The organism is Streptomyces lushanensis (assembly GCF_001700515.1).
Lineage (GTDB): Bacteria > Actinomycetota > Actinomycetes > Streptomycetales > Streptomycetaceae > Streptomyces > Streptomyces lushanensis.
The window spans coordinates 1-15,695 of record NZ_MAUD01000083.1 but is presented as its reverse complement, the minus strand read 5'-3'; the positions used below and the strand labels follow the sequence as shown (position 1 = coordinate 15,695).

General features: G+C 70.5%; 13 protein-coding genes, 1 tRNA gene and 2 pseudogenes. 9 read left to right on the top strand and 7 right to left on the bottom strand.

All coding sequences use genetic code 11. The features are described 5' to 3' along the window. On the top strand, window positions 1-947 hold a 947-nt coding region (locus BFF77_RS07705), incomplete at its 5' end, for an MMPL family transporter (protein WP_169922630.1). Between the two features lie 431 nt (window positions 948-1,378). Here BFF77_RS07705 and BFF77_RS34295 read toward each other — a convergent pair. Next, a pseudogene (locus tag BFF77_RS34295) lies at window positions 1,379-1,579 on the bottom strand (enoyl-CoA hydratase-related protein); the annotation flags it as partial. Between the two features lie 225 nt (window positions 1,580-1,804). On the opposite strand from BFF77_RS34295, the gene BFF77_RS07700 reads away from it, so the two are divergent. Together BFF77_RS07700 and BFF77_RS07695 are read left to right on the top strand one after the other, a co-directional pair. Further along, window positions 1,805-2,230, top strand: a complete 426-nt coding sequence (locus BFF77_RS07700; RefSeq protein WP_079124927.1) for a hypothetical protein — start codon at window positions 1,805-1,807, stop codon at window positions 2,228-2,230. A gap of 105 nt (window positions 2,231-2,335) precedes the next feature. Further along, window positions 2,336-3,022 carry a TetR/AcrR family transcriptional regulator gene (locus BFF77_RS07695; RefSeq protein ID WP_066945360.1) on the top strand — a complete coding sequence of 229 codons (687 nt, stop codon included), beginning with the start codon at window positions 2,336-2,338 and terminating at the stop codon, window positions 3,020-3,022. A 75-nt stretch (window positions 3,023-3,097) separates the two neighbouring features. Here BFF77_RS07695 and BFF77_RS07690 read toward each other — a convergent pair whose 3' ends face one another. Next, complete coding sequence (locus BFF77_RS07690; protein ID WP_066945357.1) at window positions 3,098-3,904, bottom strand: helix-turn-helix domain-containing protein; 807 nt, start codon at window positions 3,902-3,904, stop codon at window positions 3,098-3,100. Window positions 3,905-4,022: 118 nt separating this feature from the next. Here BFF77_RS07690 and BFF77_RS36670 point away from each other — a divergent pair, with 118 nt between their 5' ends. Beyond that, window positions 4,023-5,015, top strand: coding sequence for an alpha/beta hydrolase (locus BFF77_RS36670; RefSeq protein WP_245703304.1), 993 nt, complete (start codon window positions 4,023-4,025; stop codon window positions 5,013-5,015). A gap of 123 nt (window positions 5,016-5,138) precedes the next feature. Here the strand turns inward: BFF77_RS36670 and BFF77_RS38100 are convergent. After that, window positions 5,139-5,510 (bottom strand): annotated as a pseudogene (locus BFF77_RS38100) (FCD domain-containing protein); the annotation flags it as partial. A 565-nt stretch (window positions 5,511-6,075) separates the two neighbouring features. Here BFF77_RS38100 and BFF77_RS07675 point away from each other — a divergent pair. The 3 genes from BFF77_RS07675 to BFF77_RS07665 all read left to right on the top strand — a co-directional run bounded on the left by BFF77_RS07675 (window position 6,076) and on the right by BFF77_RS07665 (window position 10,512). Next, complete coding sequence (locus BFF77_RS07675) at window positions 6,076-8,301, top strand: MMPL family transporter (RefSeq protein ID WP_066945351.1); 2,226 nt, start codon at window positions 6,076-6,078, stop codon at window positions 8,299-8,301. A gap of 91 nt (window positions 8,302-8,392) precedes the next feature. Continuing rightward, window positions 8,393-9,118: a response regulator transcription factor gene (locus BFF77_RS07670; RefSeq protein ID WP_066945348.1), complete on the top strand. Its 726-nt coding sequence runs from the start codon at window positions 8,393-8,395 to the stop codon at window positions 9,116-9,118. Beyond that, entirely contained in the window at window positions 9,115-10,512 is a 1,398-nt protein-coding gene (locus tag BFF77_RS07665) for a sensor histidine kinase (RefSeq protein ID WP_066945345.1), read from the top strand. Before BFF77_RS07670 ends, BFF77_RS07665 begins: the two co-directional genes overlap by 4 nt. A gap of 660 nt (window positions 10,513-11,172) precedes the next feature. Here BFF77_RS07665 and BFF77_RS07660 read toward each other — a convergent pair. Then, a tRNA-Pro gene (locus tag BFF77_RS07660) sits at window positions 11,173-11,249 on the bottom strand. Window positions 11,250-11,354: 105 nt separating this feature from the next. Between BFF77_RS07660 and BFF77_RS07655 the strand changes: the two genes are divergently transcribed. Further along, window positions 11,355-11,846 carry a DUF309 domain-containing protein gene (locus BFF77_RS07655; protein WP_066945343.1) on the top strand — a complete coding sequence of 164 codons (492 nt, stop codon included), beginning with the start codon at window positions 11,355-11,357 and terminating at the stop codon, window positions 11,844-11,846. On the opposite strand, the gene BFF77_RS07650 is transcribed toward BFF77_RS07655, so the two are convergent. The 3 genes from BFF77_RS07650 to BFF77_RS07640 are packed head-to-tail and all read right to left on the bottom strand — an operon-like array spanning window position 11,827 to window position 14,710. Beyond that, entirely contained in the window at window positions 11,827-12,468 is a 642-nt protein-coding gene (locus tag BFF77_RS07650) for a LutC/YkgG family protein (protein WP_066945341.1), read from the bottom strand. The genes BFF77_RS07655 and BFF77_RS07650 overlap by 20 nt on opposite strands. Next, window positions 12,465-13,994 carry a LutB/LldF family L-lactate oxidation iron-sulfur protein gene (locus BFF77_RS07645; RefSeq protein ID WP_079124925.1) on the bottom strand — a complete coding sequence of 510 codons (1,530 nt, stop codon included), beginning with the start codon at window positions 13,992-13,994 and terminating at the stop codon, window positions 12,465-12,467. Before BFF77_RS07645 ends, BFF77_RS07650 begins: the two co-directional genes overlap by 4 nt. Beyond that, the gene (locus BFF77_RS07640; RefSeq protein ID WP_066945338.1) at window positions 13,991-14,710 is read right to left on the bottom strand and encodes a (Fe-S)-binding protein; all 720 of its coding nucleotides are present in this window, start codon (window positions 14,708-14,710) and stop codon (window positions 13,991-13,993) included. The genes BFF77_RS07645 and BFF77_RS07640 overlap by 4 nt, the downstream gene beginning before the upstream one ends. A gap of 203 nt (window positions 14,711-14,913) precedes the next feature. Between BFF77_RS07640 and cobF the strand changes: the two genes are divergently transcribed. Next, window positions 14,914-15,695: precorrin-6A synthase (deacetylating) (gene cobF / locus BFF77_RS07635; protein ID WP_066945363.1), on the top strand; the 782-nt coding region annotated here is incomplete at its 3' end.

Below are 15,695 nucleotides of genomic sequence, written 5' to 3'. Positions count from 1 at the left end.
TCGACCGCGCGGTCGAGGACGCCGACCTGAACACGTACGCCTCGGAACTCGCCGCGCTGCCGGGCGTCCTGCGCGTCGACGCCGCTCCCGGGACGTACGTGGCCGGCGGCGCCCCCACCGGCCCCGGCAATCCCGCCCTCAGCAGGCCGAACGCGCACCGGATCGCCGTCGCGCTCGACGTCGCGTCCAAGTCGGACGCCGCCCAGGCCCTGGTGAAGGAGGTGCGCGCGGTCCCGGCACCCGCCGGCGCGAACGCCCTGGTCGGCGGTACGGACGCCGAACTGGTCGACTCCAAGGCCGCCATCAGCGGTCAGGTCCCGCTCGCACTGGGCCTGGTGGCCGTCACCACCTTCGTGCTGCTGTTCCTCTTCACCGGCAGCGTCGTGCAGCCGGTGCGCGCGCTGGTCCTCAACGTCATCAGCCTCGGCGCCACGCTCGGCGCGATGACCTGGATCTACCAGGACGGCAACCTGGCCTCACTGCTCGGCGTCACACCCCAGCCGATGGACGCCTCGATGACGGTGCTGATGTTCGTCATCGCCTTCGGACTCTCGATGGACTACGAGGTCTTCGTCACCAGCCGCATCAAGGAGCTCCACGACCTCGGCGAGGACAACGAGACCGCCGTCACCCACGGCCTCGGCCACACCGGGGGCATCGTCACGGCGGCGGCCTGTCTGCTCGCGGTCAGCTTCTTCGCCTTCGGCACCGCGCAGCTCAGTTTCATGCAGATGTTCGGCCTCGGCAGCGGGCTCGCGATCCTCATCGACGCCGTCGCCGTACGCGGGGTGCTGGTGCCCGCCGCGATGCGACTGCTGGGCCGCTCGGCCTGGTACGCGCCCGGTTTCCTGCGCCGCTTCCACGCGCGGTACGGGCTGAGCGAGTCGGGCCCGGGGCCCGTACCGGCGGCCGGCCCTGTTCGAGAGAAGGAGTACGCCACGAACTAGGTCCAGGCCCTTGCGCGGCCGGATGCCCGCCTCCTTCCCCCAGGAGGCGGGCACACCCCTGTGTTCAGCCGATCTCCACCCGCGCCACGGACCCCGCCTCCAGTGCCACCCACACCCCCTCGCCGGGGACGGCCGCGCGATCCCGGCGCCGTGCACAGCGTCAGCCACAGTGCCCCTGTCCGGGCCGGCGGTGATGCCGTACAGCCCCGATTCCCGCTCCGGCAGCGGGAATTCACGGACGGCAGACGGCCGCCACCGGCGAGAAGGCCCTCGTCCCGGCGGTGACGCGCACGCGGTGGTCCTGCTGATCGCCGACACCGTCCTGACCGGGCGCAGGAACTCCCGGGCCGACTGGCGGCCGCCCGCCCGCGCGCTGGACGCGCCGGGCCAGGAGGCCGCCGCCCGTCGCCGCGTACGACCGCTCCCTCACCCTCACCGACGTCGGCCCCCGCGCAGAAGGTGGACCCGCTGTGGCTGAGCACGACGACCCGTACGTCCCCGTCGTCGGCACACCGCGCGAGCGCGTCGGCCAACTCCCCGACGAGCCGCCCGGACAGGGCGTTGCGGGTGGCGGGCGAGTCGGGGGTCAGGGTGCTGTCACTGCGCTCGCACGTGGTCGCGACGAGCGTCATGGGGTCTCCGTCAGGGGTGTGAAGGGCGGGTTCCGAACGAGGTGCAGAGGGTGTCAGCGGCTACGGAATCAGGCAAGCGGGACGGCGGGATCAGTCGCGGCCGGCGTCGCTCCACATGAAACGAGAACACTGTTCTTGACTTCATCCGGCGCCGTGCGGCAGAGTCTCCCTCGACAGAGAACACCGTTCTCGCTTCTCCTCCCCTCACCGCGAAGGAAGCCCGCCATGAGCGCGATCACCACCGCCTCCTCCCCCAGCCCGCTCTGGGACCGCATAGGCCGGGGCCTGATGGCCCTGAACGCCGCCGTCACCTTCGTCGTCTTCATCAACGGCTTCTTCCTGATGGCCGACTCCACCGACGACCACCTGATGATCGAGGGGTGGCGCACCTTCGGCTACCTCGTCTTCGCCGCGATGTGGGCGATGCTCGCCTGGCGGCCCCGGCAGGTCCCCGCGATCTGGGAGATGGTGATCTTCCACAAGGTCGCGGCCACGATCCTCGCCTTCACGATCATCGACACCACTGAGGGCGCCCAGTCCTCGGTCACCGACACCACGGTCGCGACACTGACGATCTTCGCGTACATCGTCTGCCGCGGCTGGGAGTCCTGGCGCCTGGTCCGCAAGCCCGCGACCGCCCTCGCCGCCTGAACCACCACGTTCCGCAGGGCCGACCGGGACTCCCGGCCGGCCCTCGGGCACGAGCACGCGGGGACCCACAGGAGGAGAACACCGTTGACTTATAAGGTGGTACGCATGGCCACTCCACGACAGGTCGCGCGCGAACAGATGATGCGGGACATCGTGCGCGTCGGGCGCGAGCACCTGGCGACCGTCCTGCCGGCCGACCTGTCCCTGCGGGCGGTGGCACGCGATGTCGGCGTCGTACCGTCCGCCCTCTACCGCTACGTGCGCGACCGCGAGGCGCTGATCACGCTCCTGATCGTGGACGCGTACGACGAACTCGCCGACGAGGTCGACACCGCCCTCACCGCCGACGCACACCTGCCGCACCGCGACCGCCTCACCGCCGCCGTCCTCGCCGCCCGCGCCTGGGCCGCCCGTGAACCGTCCCGCTTCGCGATCCTGTACGGCACCCCCGTACCGGGTTACACGGCCCCCGGCGACCGCACCGTCGGACCGGGCATCCGCCTCGCCCGGATCTTCGCCACCCTCGTCGACGACGCCTGGCGCGCGGGAGAACTGCGCGAGGTCGACCCCCCGTCCGACCCGGTGGTCCGCGCGGACATGGAGCGGCTGCGCGAACTCTTCGGCTTCCAGATGCCGGTGGGCAACGTCTGCCGGGTCTACGGCCTGTGGTCGGCAGTCATCGGCGCGATCCTGTTCGACACGTTCGGCCATTACGCCTCCGACACGGTGACCGACCCGTCCGCCTTCCTCCGTACCCACGTGACGGGGTTGGCGGAGACGGTCGGGCTCTGAACCCGTCTGTCCTCGACGCGAGTTGCCAGAGCGGTGACGGCATTACCGCCGACGGGACTCCGCCGGTCCTCTCGTTCAGGCCAAGACCCGTTCGAGCAGCGCGGCGTCGGCCGAGCCCGGGGGCGCGGAGTAGACAAGGATGTTCACGGCCGGATCGGGGGACTGGAGGACGTCGCAATCGAGGTGCAGCTCACCGAGGTCCGGGTGGAGCACGCGCTTGCGCTCCGTGCGGTGGCGGGCCGTGTGTCCGGCCGTCCACTGCTGTGCGAAAAGCGGGCTCGCGGCACGCAGCGCCGTGGCGAGGCCGGTGACCCGGGTGTCCTCGGGGTGCTCGGCGACGGCAATGCGGAGGTCGGCCGTGAGCGCCTGCTGGAACTCGGCCAGCGGGCGGTCGGCGGGCAGGACGCGCCGACGGTCGTCGGTGAAGACCTGCCACACGAGATTACGGTTCCGGCCGGTCTGGTCGGCCGGATCACCCAGCAGGGCGGCCCATCGGGCGTTCCAGCGCAGCAGCCACCAGTCGGCCGAGTAAACGGCGACGGGGAAGGCAGCGAGCCGTTCGGTCAGCCGGCTGACGCTGTCCGGCACCTGACGCAGGATCGGGCCACGGGGCGCGGCCAGGCCGACGACCCGGTACAGGAGTTCGGTCTCGTCGGAGGAGAGTCCGAGGGCGCGGGCGATCGCACCCAGCACCTGCGGCGAGGGATGCCTCATCCGGCCCTGCTCCAGCCGGATGATGTAGTCGACGGACAGGCCGGCGCGCTGTGCCAGTTCCTCGCGGCGCAGCCCGGGGGCCCGCCTGCCGCGGGCCGTGGGGCCGGCGGGGGCCGCTCGATCACGCCAGGCGCGGATCAGCGCCGCGAGTCCGACCAGGCTCTCCATGGGTTTCTCCGTGGGTACCTCCACAACGGGAATCCTGCCACGGCCCAGGGTGGTACCGACCGTCCTACGGATCGGGGAAGCGCTGGTTGGCGCCACGACGGCGCCCCATGCTGGCTTCATGATCTCTGCCGCCACGAGCACCACCACACCCGCCGCGACCACAGACACCGGAACCACCGAGACCCACGACGTGGACGATCGGGTCGCGACGGTTCTCGACGAGTTCGCCGGTCACTTCGTCGCCTCACTGCGTGCGCCGGTCCTGCACCACCCCTCGGAGTACGGGATGGAGGCCGAGACGGTCACCTTCCCCGCGTCCGACGGCGTCCCCCTGGAAGGCTGGTTCATTCCGGCTGAGGGGTCCGACAAACTCGTCATCGCCAACCATCCGATGACCTTCAGCCGGTCCGGTCAGCCCACTCACCGTGAACCCTGGCTCTCGATGTGGGGTTCGAGCGGCAACACCATGGAAGTCGACTTCGTCCAGGACTACCGCATCCTCCACGACGCCGGCTACAACGTCCTGGCCTACGATCTGCGCAACCACGGCCTGTCCGGGGCGGCGCACGGCGGCATCCTCGGCAGCGGACTGCTGGAGGCCCGCGACGTGCTGGGTTCGCTGAGTTACGTGGTCGAGCGGGAGGACACCCGCGCGATGACGATCGGGCTCTTCAGCCGCTGCCTCGGTGCCAACTCGACCTTCGCGGCGATGACTCAGCGGCCCCGTGCCTTCGACGGTGTGCGCTGCCTGGTCGCCCCGCAGCCGGTCACCACCGGCATCATCCTGCAGTACCAACTGGAGCTCGCCGGTGTCTCCCGTACCCACATAGGCGCCCTCGACGAGCGTCTCGTCCTGCGCACCGGGATCTCGCTCGCCGAGCGCGACACCCGCGAATGGGCCAAGAACGTCACCACGCCCACATTTGTCTACCAGGTGCGTGACGACGTCCTCACCGTTCCGGAGGATGTGCAGACGATGTTCGACAACATCCCCCTCGACGACAAGAAGCTGCACTGGGTGGAAGGGAGCACGGCGCGCTGGGACGGCTATCTCGAGTTCCAGCGCCGCCCGGAGCCGATGCTGGCCTGGTTCCAGGAGCACATGGGATGACCGGCGCCGGGAGTCCGGCGTCGCGGACGGGCCGAGGCCCGAAGACACCTGCAGGACGCGCAGGGCGGCTCCGCCGAGATGGCCGGGGATCCCAACGAGAACGTCGTGCCCCCGCCCCTCGACGAGCGCTCCAGGGATCTGCTCGTGCTCGGAGTCCGCGGAGCCCGGCCGGCTCACGTCGCCGATCCCGCGCACCCGGATGACACTCCCGATCTGGTCGGACAGCTCACGCGGCTGACTCAGCGGGGCCTCGCCCCCGGCGTGCGTCAGCAGGGCATGGAAGCGGGCGTGCGCGTGGAACCACCCGTCCACGTCGCCGGTGGCTCCGGCCCGGCGCGGCGAGTCAAACTCCCGTCCCCGGGCCCGTTGTCCAGGCGCGAAACCGGTGGCTGCCACGGACACCGCGAGACTCTCCAGCAGGATGCGGCCGACGTGGAGCCGGTCCAGCTCGCGGGGGTCGAGCGGTGTCCCGCGCAGCCGGAGGGAGGTGATCACGGAGGTAGGTGACGACTCGGGGGACAATCCGCTCTTCCGGTCCTCGGCGGTGGGAGATTGCGGCGCTGTCCATGGACGCACTCCTTTCGTGCGAGCGTGGGAGAAACGGCCGGGCCGGCGGAGCGGGCACGGGGTGGCAGGGCGGGTGACGGGCCCACGACAACGCGGAGCCGGCGAACCGGGCGTGTCGCGCGATCGTTCATGACCGACCCATTCCGTTCCGCTTCCGTCTGTGGCCGTAAGAAGCCTTCTCTCCGCCTACTACGACGGGGTGGCGGCCGGAGATCAAACGGACATGCCACGGCAGCCCTTGCCGGAAGATTCGCGACGCCGGTCGGAGGCCAGGGGTTCGCACCCGGCACGGTGGTCCGTCGGCCACGCCGGGGCAACAGTCTCCGATCGGTGACGCCGACTCCGTTTGCGGTGTGATCCACAAGGCGGTCCGGAAGCGGTCCTCGGCCGGAAGCGAACCGTCAAGAAGTACTCAGGCTCGGTGCGGGGTGGCCGTCAAGTCCGCCGATCAGGCTGTGACACGTCGGCTTCCTACCAGCGAGGGACATCTGTCATGGCTAGTTCTCTGTACCGTTTGGGCACGTTCGCCGCCCGCCGATGGCGGGCGATGGTGATCGGCTGGCTGCTCGCCCTGGGCACGGTGGTCGGTCTGGGGCTGTCGTTCGCCGGCACCTTCACCGACAGCAGTTCCATCCCCGGCTCACCCGCCCAGACGGCGCTGACCAGGATGGACCATCACTTCCCGGCGCCGGACGCACAGTCCGCCCGGGTGGTGTTCCAGGCGGGACCCGGCCGCGAGGTGACCGACCCGGACCTGAGCGCCGCACTGACCGAGGCGCGGAAGGCCATGGGCCAGGTGCCCGGCGTGAGCGAGGTCGGCGACCCGGTCGAGAGCCAAACCGTCTCGGACGACGGCCGCACGGCCGTGGCCGAGATCACGTTCACGGCCAAGGAGGCGGACGAGGTGCCGGCCCGCACCCTCGACGCGGTGCGGACCGCGGGGGAGCCGGCCGAGCGAGCGGGTCTCAAGACCGTGTACGGCGGCGAACCCTTCGAGACGTCGCATCCGCCCGTCGGACCCAGCGAGCTGATCGGGCTGGGAGTGACCCTGGTCGTCCTGGTGCTCACGTTCGGGTCGCTGCTCGCGGCAGGACTCCCGCTGCTCACCGCGGTCCTCGGAATCGGCGGCACCATCGCCGCGATGGCCGGTCTCGCGAGCATGTTCGACATCTCCGACAACGCGCCCACTCTGGCGATCATGCTGGGGCTCGCGGTCGGCATCGACTACGCCCTGTTCATCGTCTCCCGGCACCGCTCCCAGCTCTCGGGCGGCATGCCGGTCCGGGAGTCCGTCGCCAGAGCCACCGCCACGGCGGGCAGCGCCGTGGTCTTCGCCGGCGCGACGGTCCTGATCGCACTCGCGGGTCTGTCCGTCGCCGGGGTGCCGATGCTGACGTCGATGGGACTGGCGTCCGCCGGGTCCGTCGCCGTCTCGGTTGTCACGGCTGTCACCCTGCTGCCCGCGCTGCTGGCGGCTGCCGGTCGCGGGCTGGTCCCCAAGGCGCGCGGGAGACAAGCGCACACCGAGGAAGCGAACGGCGGTTCGCCCACCACCTGGGGCGTGCGCTGGGTACAGGGCGTGCTCCGCCATCCCGTACGCAATCTGCTGCTCGGCACCCTCGCGCTCGTCGCCCTGTCCCTCCCGGCCACGGAGCTGAGACTGGCGCTCACCGACGAGGGCTCCGCCGTCACGACAGACTCGAGCCGACAGGCGTACGACATCATCAGTGACGCGTTCGGTCCGGGCGCCAACGGCCCCCTGATCGTGCTCATCGAGGACGACGACCCGGCCACCGTCGCCTCGACGGCCTCGGCCGTCGAGGATCGGCTGAACGGGCTGCCGGGTGTCGCGGACGTCAGCGCCGTCGAGGTGGCCGGGGACCGGACGGCGGCGCGGCTCCAGGTCGTGCCGGAGGCGGGGCCGAGGTCCCAGGAGACCAGCGATCTTGTCTCGCGGCTGCGGACACAGCTGCCGCCGCTCGCTCAGTCGCTCGGCGGCTCGGTCGCCGTCACCGGCATGACAGCCGTCAGCATCGACCTGTCGGACAAACTCAGCGGCGCGCTCGCTCCGTTCCTGATCGTCGTCGTCGGACTGTCCCTGCTGCTTCTGATGATCGCGTTCCGGTCCGTGGCCGTCCCGCTCAAGGCCACCGCCGGCTTCCTGCTGTCCATCGGTGCCGCCTTCGGCGCCACGGTCGCCGTCTTCCAGTGGGGCTGGCTCGCCGGCCCTCTGGGTGTGCCCAGTGAGGGGCCGGTGGCCAGTTTCGTACCCATCATCGTCATGTCCGTGCTCTTCGGGCTCGCCATGGACTACGAGGTCTTCCTCGTCTCCGCCATGCGCGAGGACTACCTGCGCCATCACGACGCCCGCAGGGCCGTCCTCGGCGGAGTCCGCGCGACCGCCCGCGTGGTCACGTCCGCCGCCGTCATCATGATCGCGGTGTTCGTCGGCTTCCTGTTCTCCCGCGACCCCGACATCATGCCGATCGCGTTCGCCCTGGCCTTCGGGGTCCTGGTCGACGCCTTCCTGGTCCGGATGACCCTCGTACCCGCGGTCATGAGTCTCCTCGGCGACCGGGCCTGGCGGCTGCCCATGCGCCTTGACCGCGTCCTGCCCCATGTCGATATCGAGGGCGGGGGTCCGTACGGCACCGGCACCTCGGCCGGCCCCGGCCCGTCTCCCGAGGACAACCGCTCTGTCGGAGCCGTCGGCCGATGAACAGCGGGGCCGATCGGGAAGCTACGCTGCGTCCGCCACCCCGACGGCCGGACCTCACGCCGGACCGCCGGCGCCGACACCAGGAGCACGTATGAAGGCCGTCGTCCACCGGCCCGACGTCCCCGACCGGGTACTCGTGGTCGACGACGACCCGGGCATCCGCCGCCTGCTCATCTCGGCTCTTCAGTTCGCCGGCTTCGAGGTGGACACGGCGGGCGACATGAGCACGGCTCTCGACCGGATCGGCCACAGGCCCCCCGACGTCATCGTGCTGGACGTGATGCTGCCCGGCGCCGACGGCTTCGAGATCCTGCAACTGCTGCGCGACCGGGGCGTGGACGCGCCCGTACTCTTCCTCACAGCTCGCGACGCGGTCGAGGACCGTGTCCGGGGACTGCGCCTGGGAGGCGACGACTACGTCACCAAGCCCTTCAGCGTGATCGAGGTCGGCGCCCGGCTCCAGGCACTGCTCCGCCGCGCACGCGGCGGGGCGGTGCCCGCCGTCGAGGACTCCCGTCTGCGCTGCGGCGACCTCACCCTCGACGACCTGCGGCACGAGGTGCACCGCGCGGGCGAGCTGGTGGAACTCTCCCCCACGGAATACCGCCTGCTGCGCCACCTGCTGAGCCACCAGGGACAGGTCCTCTCCCGGGCCCAGATCCTGGAGGCGGTCTGGCAGTACGACTTCGGCGGGAACTCCGTCGTGGTGGAGCGCTTCGTCTCCAACCTCCGACGCAAGATCGACCACGGCCGTACGCCCCTGCTGCACACCGTCCGGGGCGTCGGCTACACGCTGCGAGAGCGGACGGGCATATGAAGGCCCGGCTTCCCTGGTCACTCTCCAGCGTCCGCCTGCGCCTGCTCGCCGGACTGGCCCTGCTGCTGGTCGTGGGCCTGGCCGCCAGTGCCGCCATCAGCGCCGTCCTGCTGGAGAGCTTTCTGGACGAGCGTGACCACCACACCCTGCGGTCCTACGCCGAACGTGTCGCCCAGGAAATCGAACGGGCGCCGCAGTCGGTCGACGCGGAGCAGTTGGGTGCCCTGCTCGGCTCGCCTCTGGGCACGGTCGTCGTCGACAACGAGAACCGGGTCCTGCTGAGTACCGGCTCCGCGAAACGAGCCGCCGACGCGCTGGCCGCGCTCAGCACCACCGTGCCGACGGGGAGCGTGGCCACGCTGGACGGAGAGAACCTCAGCGCCGTCCGTATCCCCAGCCCTGGGATGACCGTCCGCCACGGGGCGTCCGGCGTCATGAGACCGGCCGCCATCGTCCTCACCATCGACACCTCCGTCGACGACGCCACCACCAACGAACTGATCGCCCGGCAGCTGAGCCTCATCGGACTCGCGCTGGCCGTGCTGCTGACGCTGTCCATAGCCGTACTGAGACTCGGCATGCGCCCACTGGCCAGGATGGCCCGCACCGCCGACGCCATCGCGGCGGGATCTCTGGCCCAACGGCTCGCCACCCACCGCAACGGCAGCGAGGCCGATCTGCTGGCCAGAGCGGTCAACCGGGCGTTCGACGCCCAGGCCCGCGCCGAAGCCACCGTCCGGTCACTTGCCGCGGACACCTCCCACGAACTGCGCACCCCCCTGTCCACGATCTCCGGCTGGCTCGACCTGCACCGCCAGGGCGGCCTCTCGGGGCCCGGCCTGGAATCGGCGCTGGAGCACATCGAGACCGAGGTGGGGCGCATGCGCCTGCTCGTCGAGGACCTCTCGCTGCTCGCCCGGCTGGACGCCGGCAGGCCCGTCGAACAGGAAGCGGTGGACCTCGCGGCGCTGGCGGACGGAGTGATCGACGACGCCCAGATCATCTACCCGCAGCGGAGCATCGCGATGATCCCCGCACCGCCCGCGCCCGTGGTCGGGGACGCGCTCCGCCTCCAGCAGGTCCTGCGCAACCTTGTCGGCAACGCCCTCCAGCACACCCCGGAACACACCTCCGTTCGCGTCGGGATCACCGTCGGCGCCCAGGACGTACGGCTGACCGTCACCGACGACGGGCCCGGCATCGCCCCCGAGGATCTGCCCCGTGTCTTCGAGCGCTTCTGGCGGGCCGAGGCGAGCCGCAGCCGCGCGTACGGCGGTTCGGGACTCGGCCTGGCCATCGTGGAGGCCATCGTCCACGCCCACCGGGGGGAGGTGGCGGTGCGCTCGGAGCTGGGAACCGGGACGACCGTCACGGTCCGTCTCCCCAGGGCATGACGTCGGCCCTCACCGCACGAGTCCGTGGTCACTGGGCCCACTGCTCGTCCGTGAGATCTCCCCGCGCCATGAAGCGTGATCATTCATCGCTCAAGATCCACTTTCGATACACGGCCTACTCGTACCGTCGTTGCACCCCGGGCCACGCGGAAACCAGCAGTTTCGCGCTCAGCGTCACCAGGCGTCGGTCTTCCGTCGACACCCGTCACCTTCACCGGGCCTGACCTGCCCGCAGCTACCTGACACCCCACCGGAACGAGCGTCAAATGAGCGTCACGAGCGTCGTTTCAGCGTCGAGATACCGCCCGTAACGCCCACACCGCACATAATGCGCACGCGCGAAACCGCAGGTCAGGAGCCCTTGGTCACCGGCTCCAGGATCGCTACGCACTCGACGTGGTGTGTCATCGGGAACATGTCGACGGCCGTTCCGGAGGGCAGTTCCGGTGCGCGCCCACCACCCCGGAATCACGATCCGTTGACGACGGAGACGACAGCCATGTGGGCGGCGACGATGGGGCAGGCCGTCGTCTCCGGCGTTCGCGTCGCCGACATCCCGTCCACCCCGCCCCCGGACAGGGCCTGGACCGGCTGGTCCCCACGAAACGCGGAAAGGCGGTACCGGATTTCTCCGATACCGCCTGCGACCTGCGTAAACGCTGGTCGGGACGACAGGATTTGAACCTGCGACCCCTTGACCCCCAGTCAAGTGCGCTACCAAGCTGCGCCACGTCCCGATGCCCGGATCCGACGGGGAAGATCCCTCCGGCCGACCACGCAGGACAACATTACCCCACTCCGCGCGACCGGAAGACGCACTCTGTACGGGCGACAATCGACGTATGACGGAGAACGGTCGGGACCGTGACAGCGAGGGACGAGCGCGCAACGCACGACCGCGTGACGGCTTGGGGCGGCCTCTGCCGTACGGGACCCCGGGCGTGGAACGCCAGCCCGAGGGTGTGGTCCGTACGCCCGAGGAGACGGTCAGGGAGGCCCAGCTCCTGCTGGACGCGGGCAAACCGTTCCACGCGCACGAGGTCTTCGAGGACGCCTGGAAGTCGGGCCCCGAGGACGAACGGGCGCTGTGGCGCGGACTGGCCCAGTTGGCGGTCGGGCTGACGCACTCGGCCCGCGGCAATACGGCGGGCGGTGCCCGGCTGCTGCTGCGCGGCGCGGACGGGATCGCCGCGTATGCGTCCCCCTACGGCATCGATGTCGCGGAACTGACCTCCTGGGCACGGGAGCTGGCCGTACGGGTGGCCGGGAGCGGTCCGGTGGACGCGGGCGCCGAGGCACCACGGCTGACCTCGGTCACTCGGCGAGCAGGATGACCTCCAGCGTCCGTGGGCCGTGGACGCCCTCCACGCGGTCGAGCTCGATGTCACTGGTGGCGGAAGGACCCGAGATCCAGGTCAGCGGGCGGGTGGGATCCAGACGCGGCATGGCCTGCGGCACAGACCCCACGACCTGGTCGGCGGTCCTGACCACACAGATGTGATGGTCGGGTACGAGCGTGATACGGCGCCGTCCCTGGTCCGGGGCCGCGTCGAGGACGAGCGTGCCGGTCTCCGCGACGGCGAGGGCGCAGCCGGTGACCACGCTGTCGACCGCGTCGAGCTCCCGGGCCGTCGCGTCGACGTCGTCCTCGACCCGGGTGATCTCCGCCGGCGTCGCGGAGAGCCAGGACGGCGGGAGCAGCGGAGGCACCAGGACCGTACGGGCGCCCCGCTCGGCCAGCAGGCGCCCGATGAGCCCGGGAAGCTCCTCGGTGCCCGCCCGGTGGACGATCGCCCGGTAGTCCGCGAGGTTCTCGGCGAGCAGCTCGACGACACGGTCCTCGGGCGTGTGCGTGTCCAGATAGTCGCGTACGACCTCCGGGGCGTCGGGCGCGTCGGCGACCGCCGTACGGATACGGGCGAGAATCCGCTCCCGCGAGCCGGAACCGGTGTTCATGTCCCACTGTCCTTACGGTCGTCGGAGTTGGGGCCGCCCACGCCGGGGCCATGGGCGTCGCGGCCCTGCGTACCACTGCCCGCCGGGCGGGCGCCCTTGCCGCGGTCCTGCGCACGGTTCTTCTTCCACCAGTCGCGGAACGGCTCCGGCGGCAGCTTCGGCAGATCGCGCGTGTTCGTCCACGCCCCCGCGCCCGGCAGTCTCGACGGATGGAGCCGACGCGTCCTGGAGGCGGCCTTCTCCCCGGCGGCCAGCACCCGTGGATGGTCGAAGACCCAGCCCGCCGCCTTCATCGCGGCCTTCTCCAGCCGGTGCCCCTTACCGCCCTGGTCCGCCACCCGCTCGCGAAGATGGACCAGGACCTCGGGGATGTCGATGGCGACGGGACACACCTCGTAGCACGCTCCGCAGAGCGACGAGGCATACGGCAGCGAGGCGTCGATCTCGCTCCCGGTGCCACGGAGCTGGGGGCTGAGGATCGCGCCGATCGGCCCCGGGTAGACCGAGCCGTACGCGTGCCCGCCGGCCCGCTCGTACACCGGGCAGACGTTCAGACAGGCCGAGCAGCGGATGCAGCGCAGCGCCTGCCGGCCGACCTCGTCGGCCAGTGTCGCGGTACGGCCGTTGTCCAGAAGCACGAGATGGAAGGTGCTCGGTCCGTCGGTGTCATGGGTGCCGGTCCACATGGTGGTGTACGGGTTCATCCGCTCGGCGGTCGAGGAGCGCGGCAGTGTCTGGAGGAAGACCTCCAGATCGCGCCAGCTCGGCACCACCTTCTCGATCCCGACCACGGAGATCAGGGTCTCGGGGAGCGTCAGGCACATCCGTCCGTTGCCCTCCGACTCGAAGACGACGAGCGTCCCGGTCTCGGCGACCATGAAGTTCGCCCCGGAGACACCGACCTTGGCGCGCAGGAACTTCTCCCGCAGATGGAGCCGCGCCGCCTCGGCGAGTTCGCCCGGGGTGTCGGAGAGTCCTTCGGGAGCCGCCCGGCCCCAGGCGCCCATCCGGTCGCGGAAGATGTCGCGGATCTCGCCACGGTTCTTGTGGATCGCCGGGACCAGGATGTGGGAGGGGCGGTCGTCACCGAGCTGCACGATCAGCTCGGCCAGATCGGTCTCGTACGCGGAGATGCCCTCGGCCTCCAGCGCCTCGTTGAGCCCGATCTCCTGGGTGGCCATCGACTTGACCTTGACGACCTCCGACTCACCGGTGGCCTTCACCAGCTCCGCCACGATGCGGTTGGCCTCGGCGGCGTCGGCCGCCCAGTGGACGACGCCGCCCGCCGCGGTCACCGACTCCTCCAACTGGACGAGATAGCGGTCGAGATGGCGCAGCGTATGGTCCTTGATCCGCTTGCCCGCCTCGCGCAGCAGCATCCAGTCGTCCAGCTCCGCGACGGCCTTGGCGCGCTTGTCCCGGATCGTGTGGGTGGCGTGCCGCAGATTGGCCCGCAGCGTCTCGTTGCCCACTGCCTCCTTGGCCGCGGCCGGAAACGCCGGCATCCCCAGATACGTACCGCTCATGACCAGGGCTCCTCTTCCGTCGACGCCAGGATCTCCGCGAGATGGACAGGGCGCAGCGGGGCGTCCTCACGGCTCACGATTCCGCCGAGATGCATCAGACAGGAGTTGTCCGCACCACAGAGCACACCGGCCCCGGTGGACACGGCGTTACGCACCTTGTCCTGGCCCATCGCGGCCGAAACATCGGAGTTCTTCACAGCGAACGTACCACCGAATCCGCAGCACTCGTCCGCGCCGGGCAGCTCGCGCAGCTCCAGTCCCCTCACCGCCTCCAGCAGTCTTCGCGGGCGCTCGCCGAGCCCGAGCATGCGCAGTCCGTGGCAGGACGGATGGTAGGTGACGGTGTGCGGGAAGTACGCGCCCACATCCGTCACCCCGACGACGTCGACCAGGAACTCCGTCAGCTCATAGGTCCGTGCGGCGACGGCCGTCGCGGCCGCGTCACCGAAGGCCGGATAGTGCTGACGGACCATGGCCGCGCAGGATCCGGACGGCGTCACCACATAGTCGTATCCCGCGAAGGCCCGCGCGGTCCGCCGCACCAGCGGCTCGGTCTCGCGCCGGTAGCCGGTGTTGAACTGAGGCTGGCCGCAGCAGCTCTGCGCCTCGGGAAAGTCGACTTCGACACCCAGCCGTTCGAGGAGCCGTACGGTCGCGATCCCGGTGGACGGGTAGACCGCGTCATTGACACAAGTGACGAAAAGGGCGGCACGCATGGGCGGAGCATATGCGGTGCGCGGCGATGCGCGTAAGCCCCTCAGAGGGCGACGACGGGCACGAAGAGGCATCAGACATCGGATGAGTGAACACCTCTCTTGCCGTGGCGCCGGGGAGGGTCCCGCTCCGGCGCCACGGCGGGTCACTCTCCGGCGCCGGGGCGGGCACGGGTACCGGCCCGGCGTGCGGCAGACTCGATGCGGTGAGAAAGATCTATGTCATCGGTATCGGAGCGGGCGACCCGGACCAGCTCACCGTGCAGGCGGTGAGAGCGCTCAACGAGGTCGATGTCTTCTTCCTGCTCGACAAGGGCGCGGAGAAGACCGATCTGATCGGTCTGCGGCACGAGATCCTGCGCCGGCATGTCGAGGGCGACCGCTACCGGCTGGTGGAGACCCGCGATCCGCTGCGGGACACCGCGGCCGACGGCACCGCCTACCCGGGGACCGTCGACGACTGGCGGAGCCGGCGGGCCGATCTGTACGAGCGCATGATCAGCGACGAGCTGGGCGAAGGGCCGGACGACGACCGGACCGGCGCGTTCCTGGTCTGGGGCGATCCCGCCCTGTACGACTCCACGCTCGGGATCCTGGCGGAGGTCCTGGCACGTGGCACGGTCCGGTTCGAGCACGAGGTGATCCCGGGCATCAGCAGTGTCTCCGCGCTCGCCGCCAGGCACCGGGTCGGGCTGAACCGGGTGGGCGGGCCCGTGCAGATCACCACGGGCCGACGGCTCGCCGAAGGATGGCCGGAGGGCGTGGACGACCTCGTCGTGATGCTCGACGCGCACCAGTCCTTCCGGCACCATCTCGCGGCCGACCCGGTCATCCACTGGGGCGCCTATGTGGGAACGAAGGACGAGATCCTGGTCTCCGGGCGGCTCTCGGAGGTGGCCGACCGTATCGAGGAGCTGCGGTCGGCGGCCCGGGAGCGCAAGGGCTGGATCATGGACACCTATCTGCTGAGCCGGGACCGGGAGCCGGA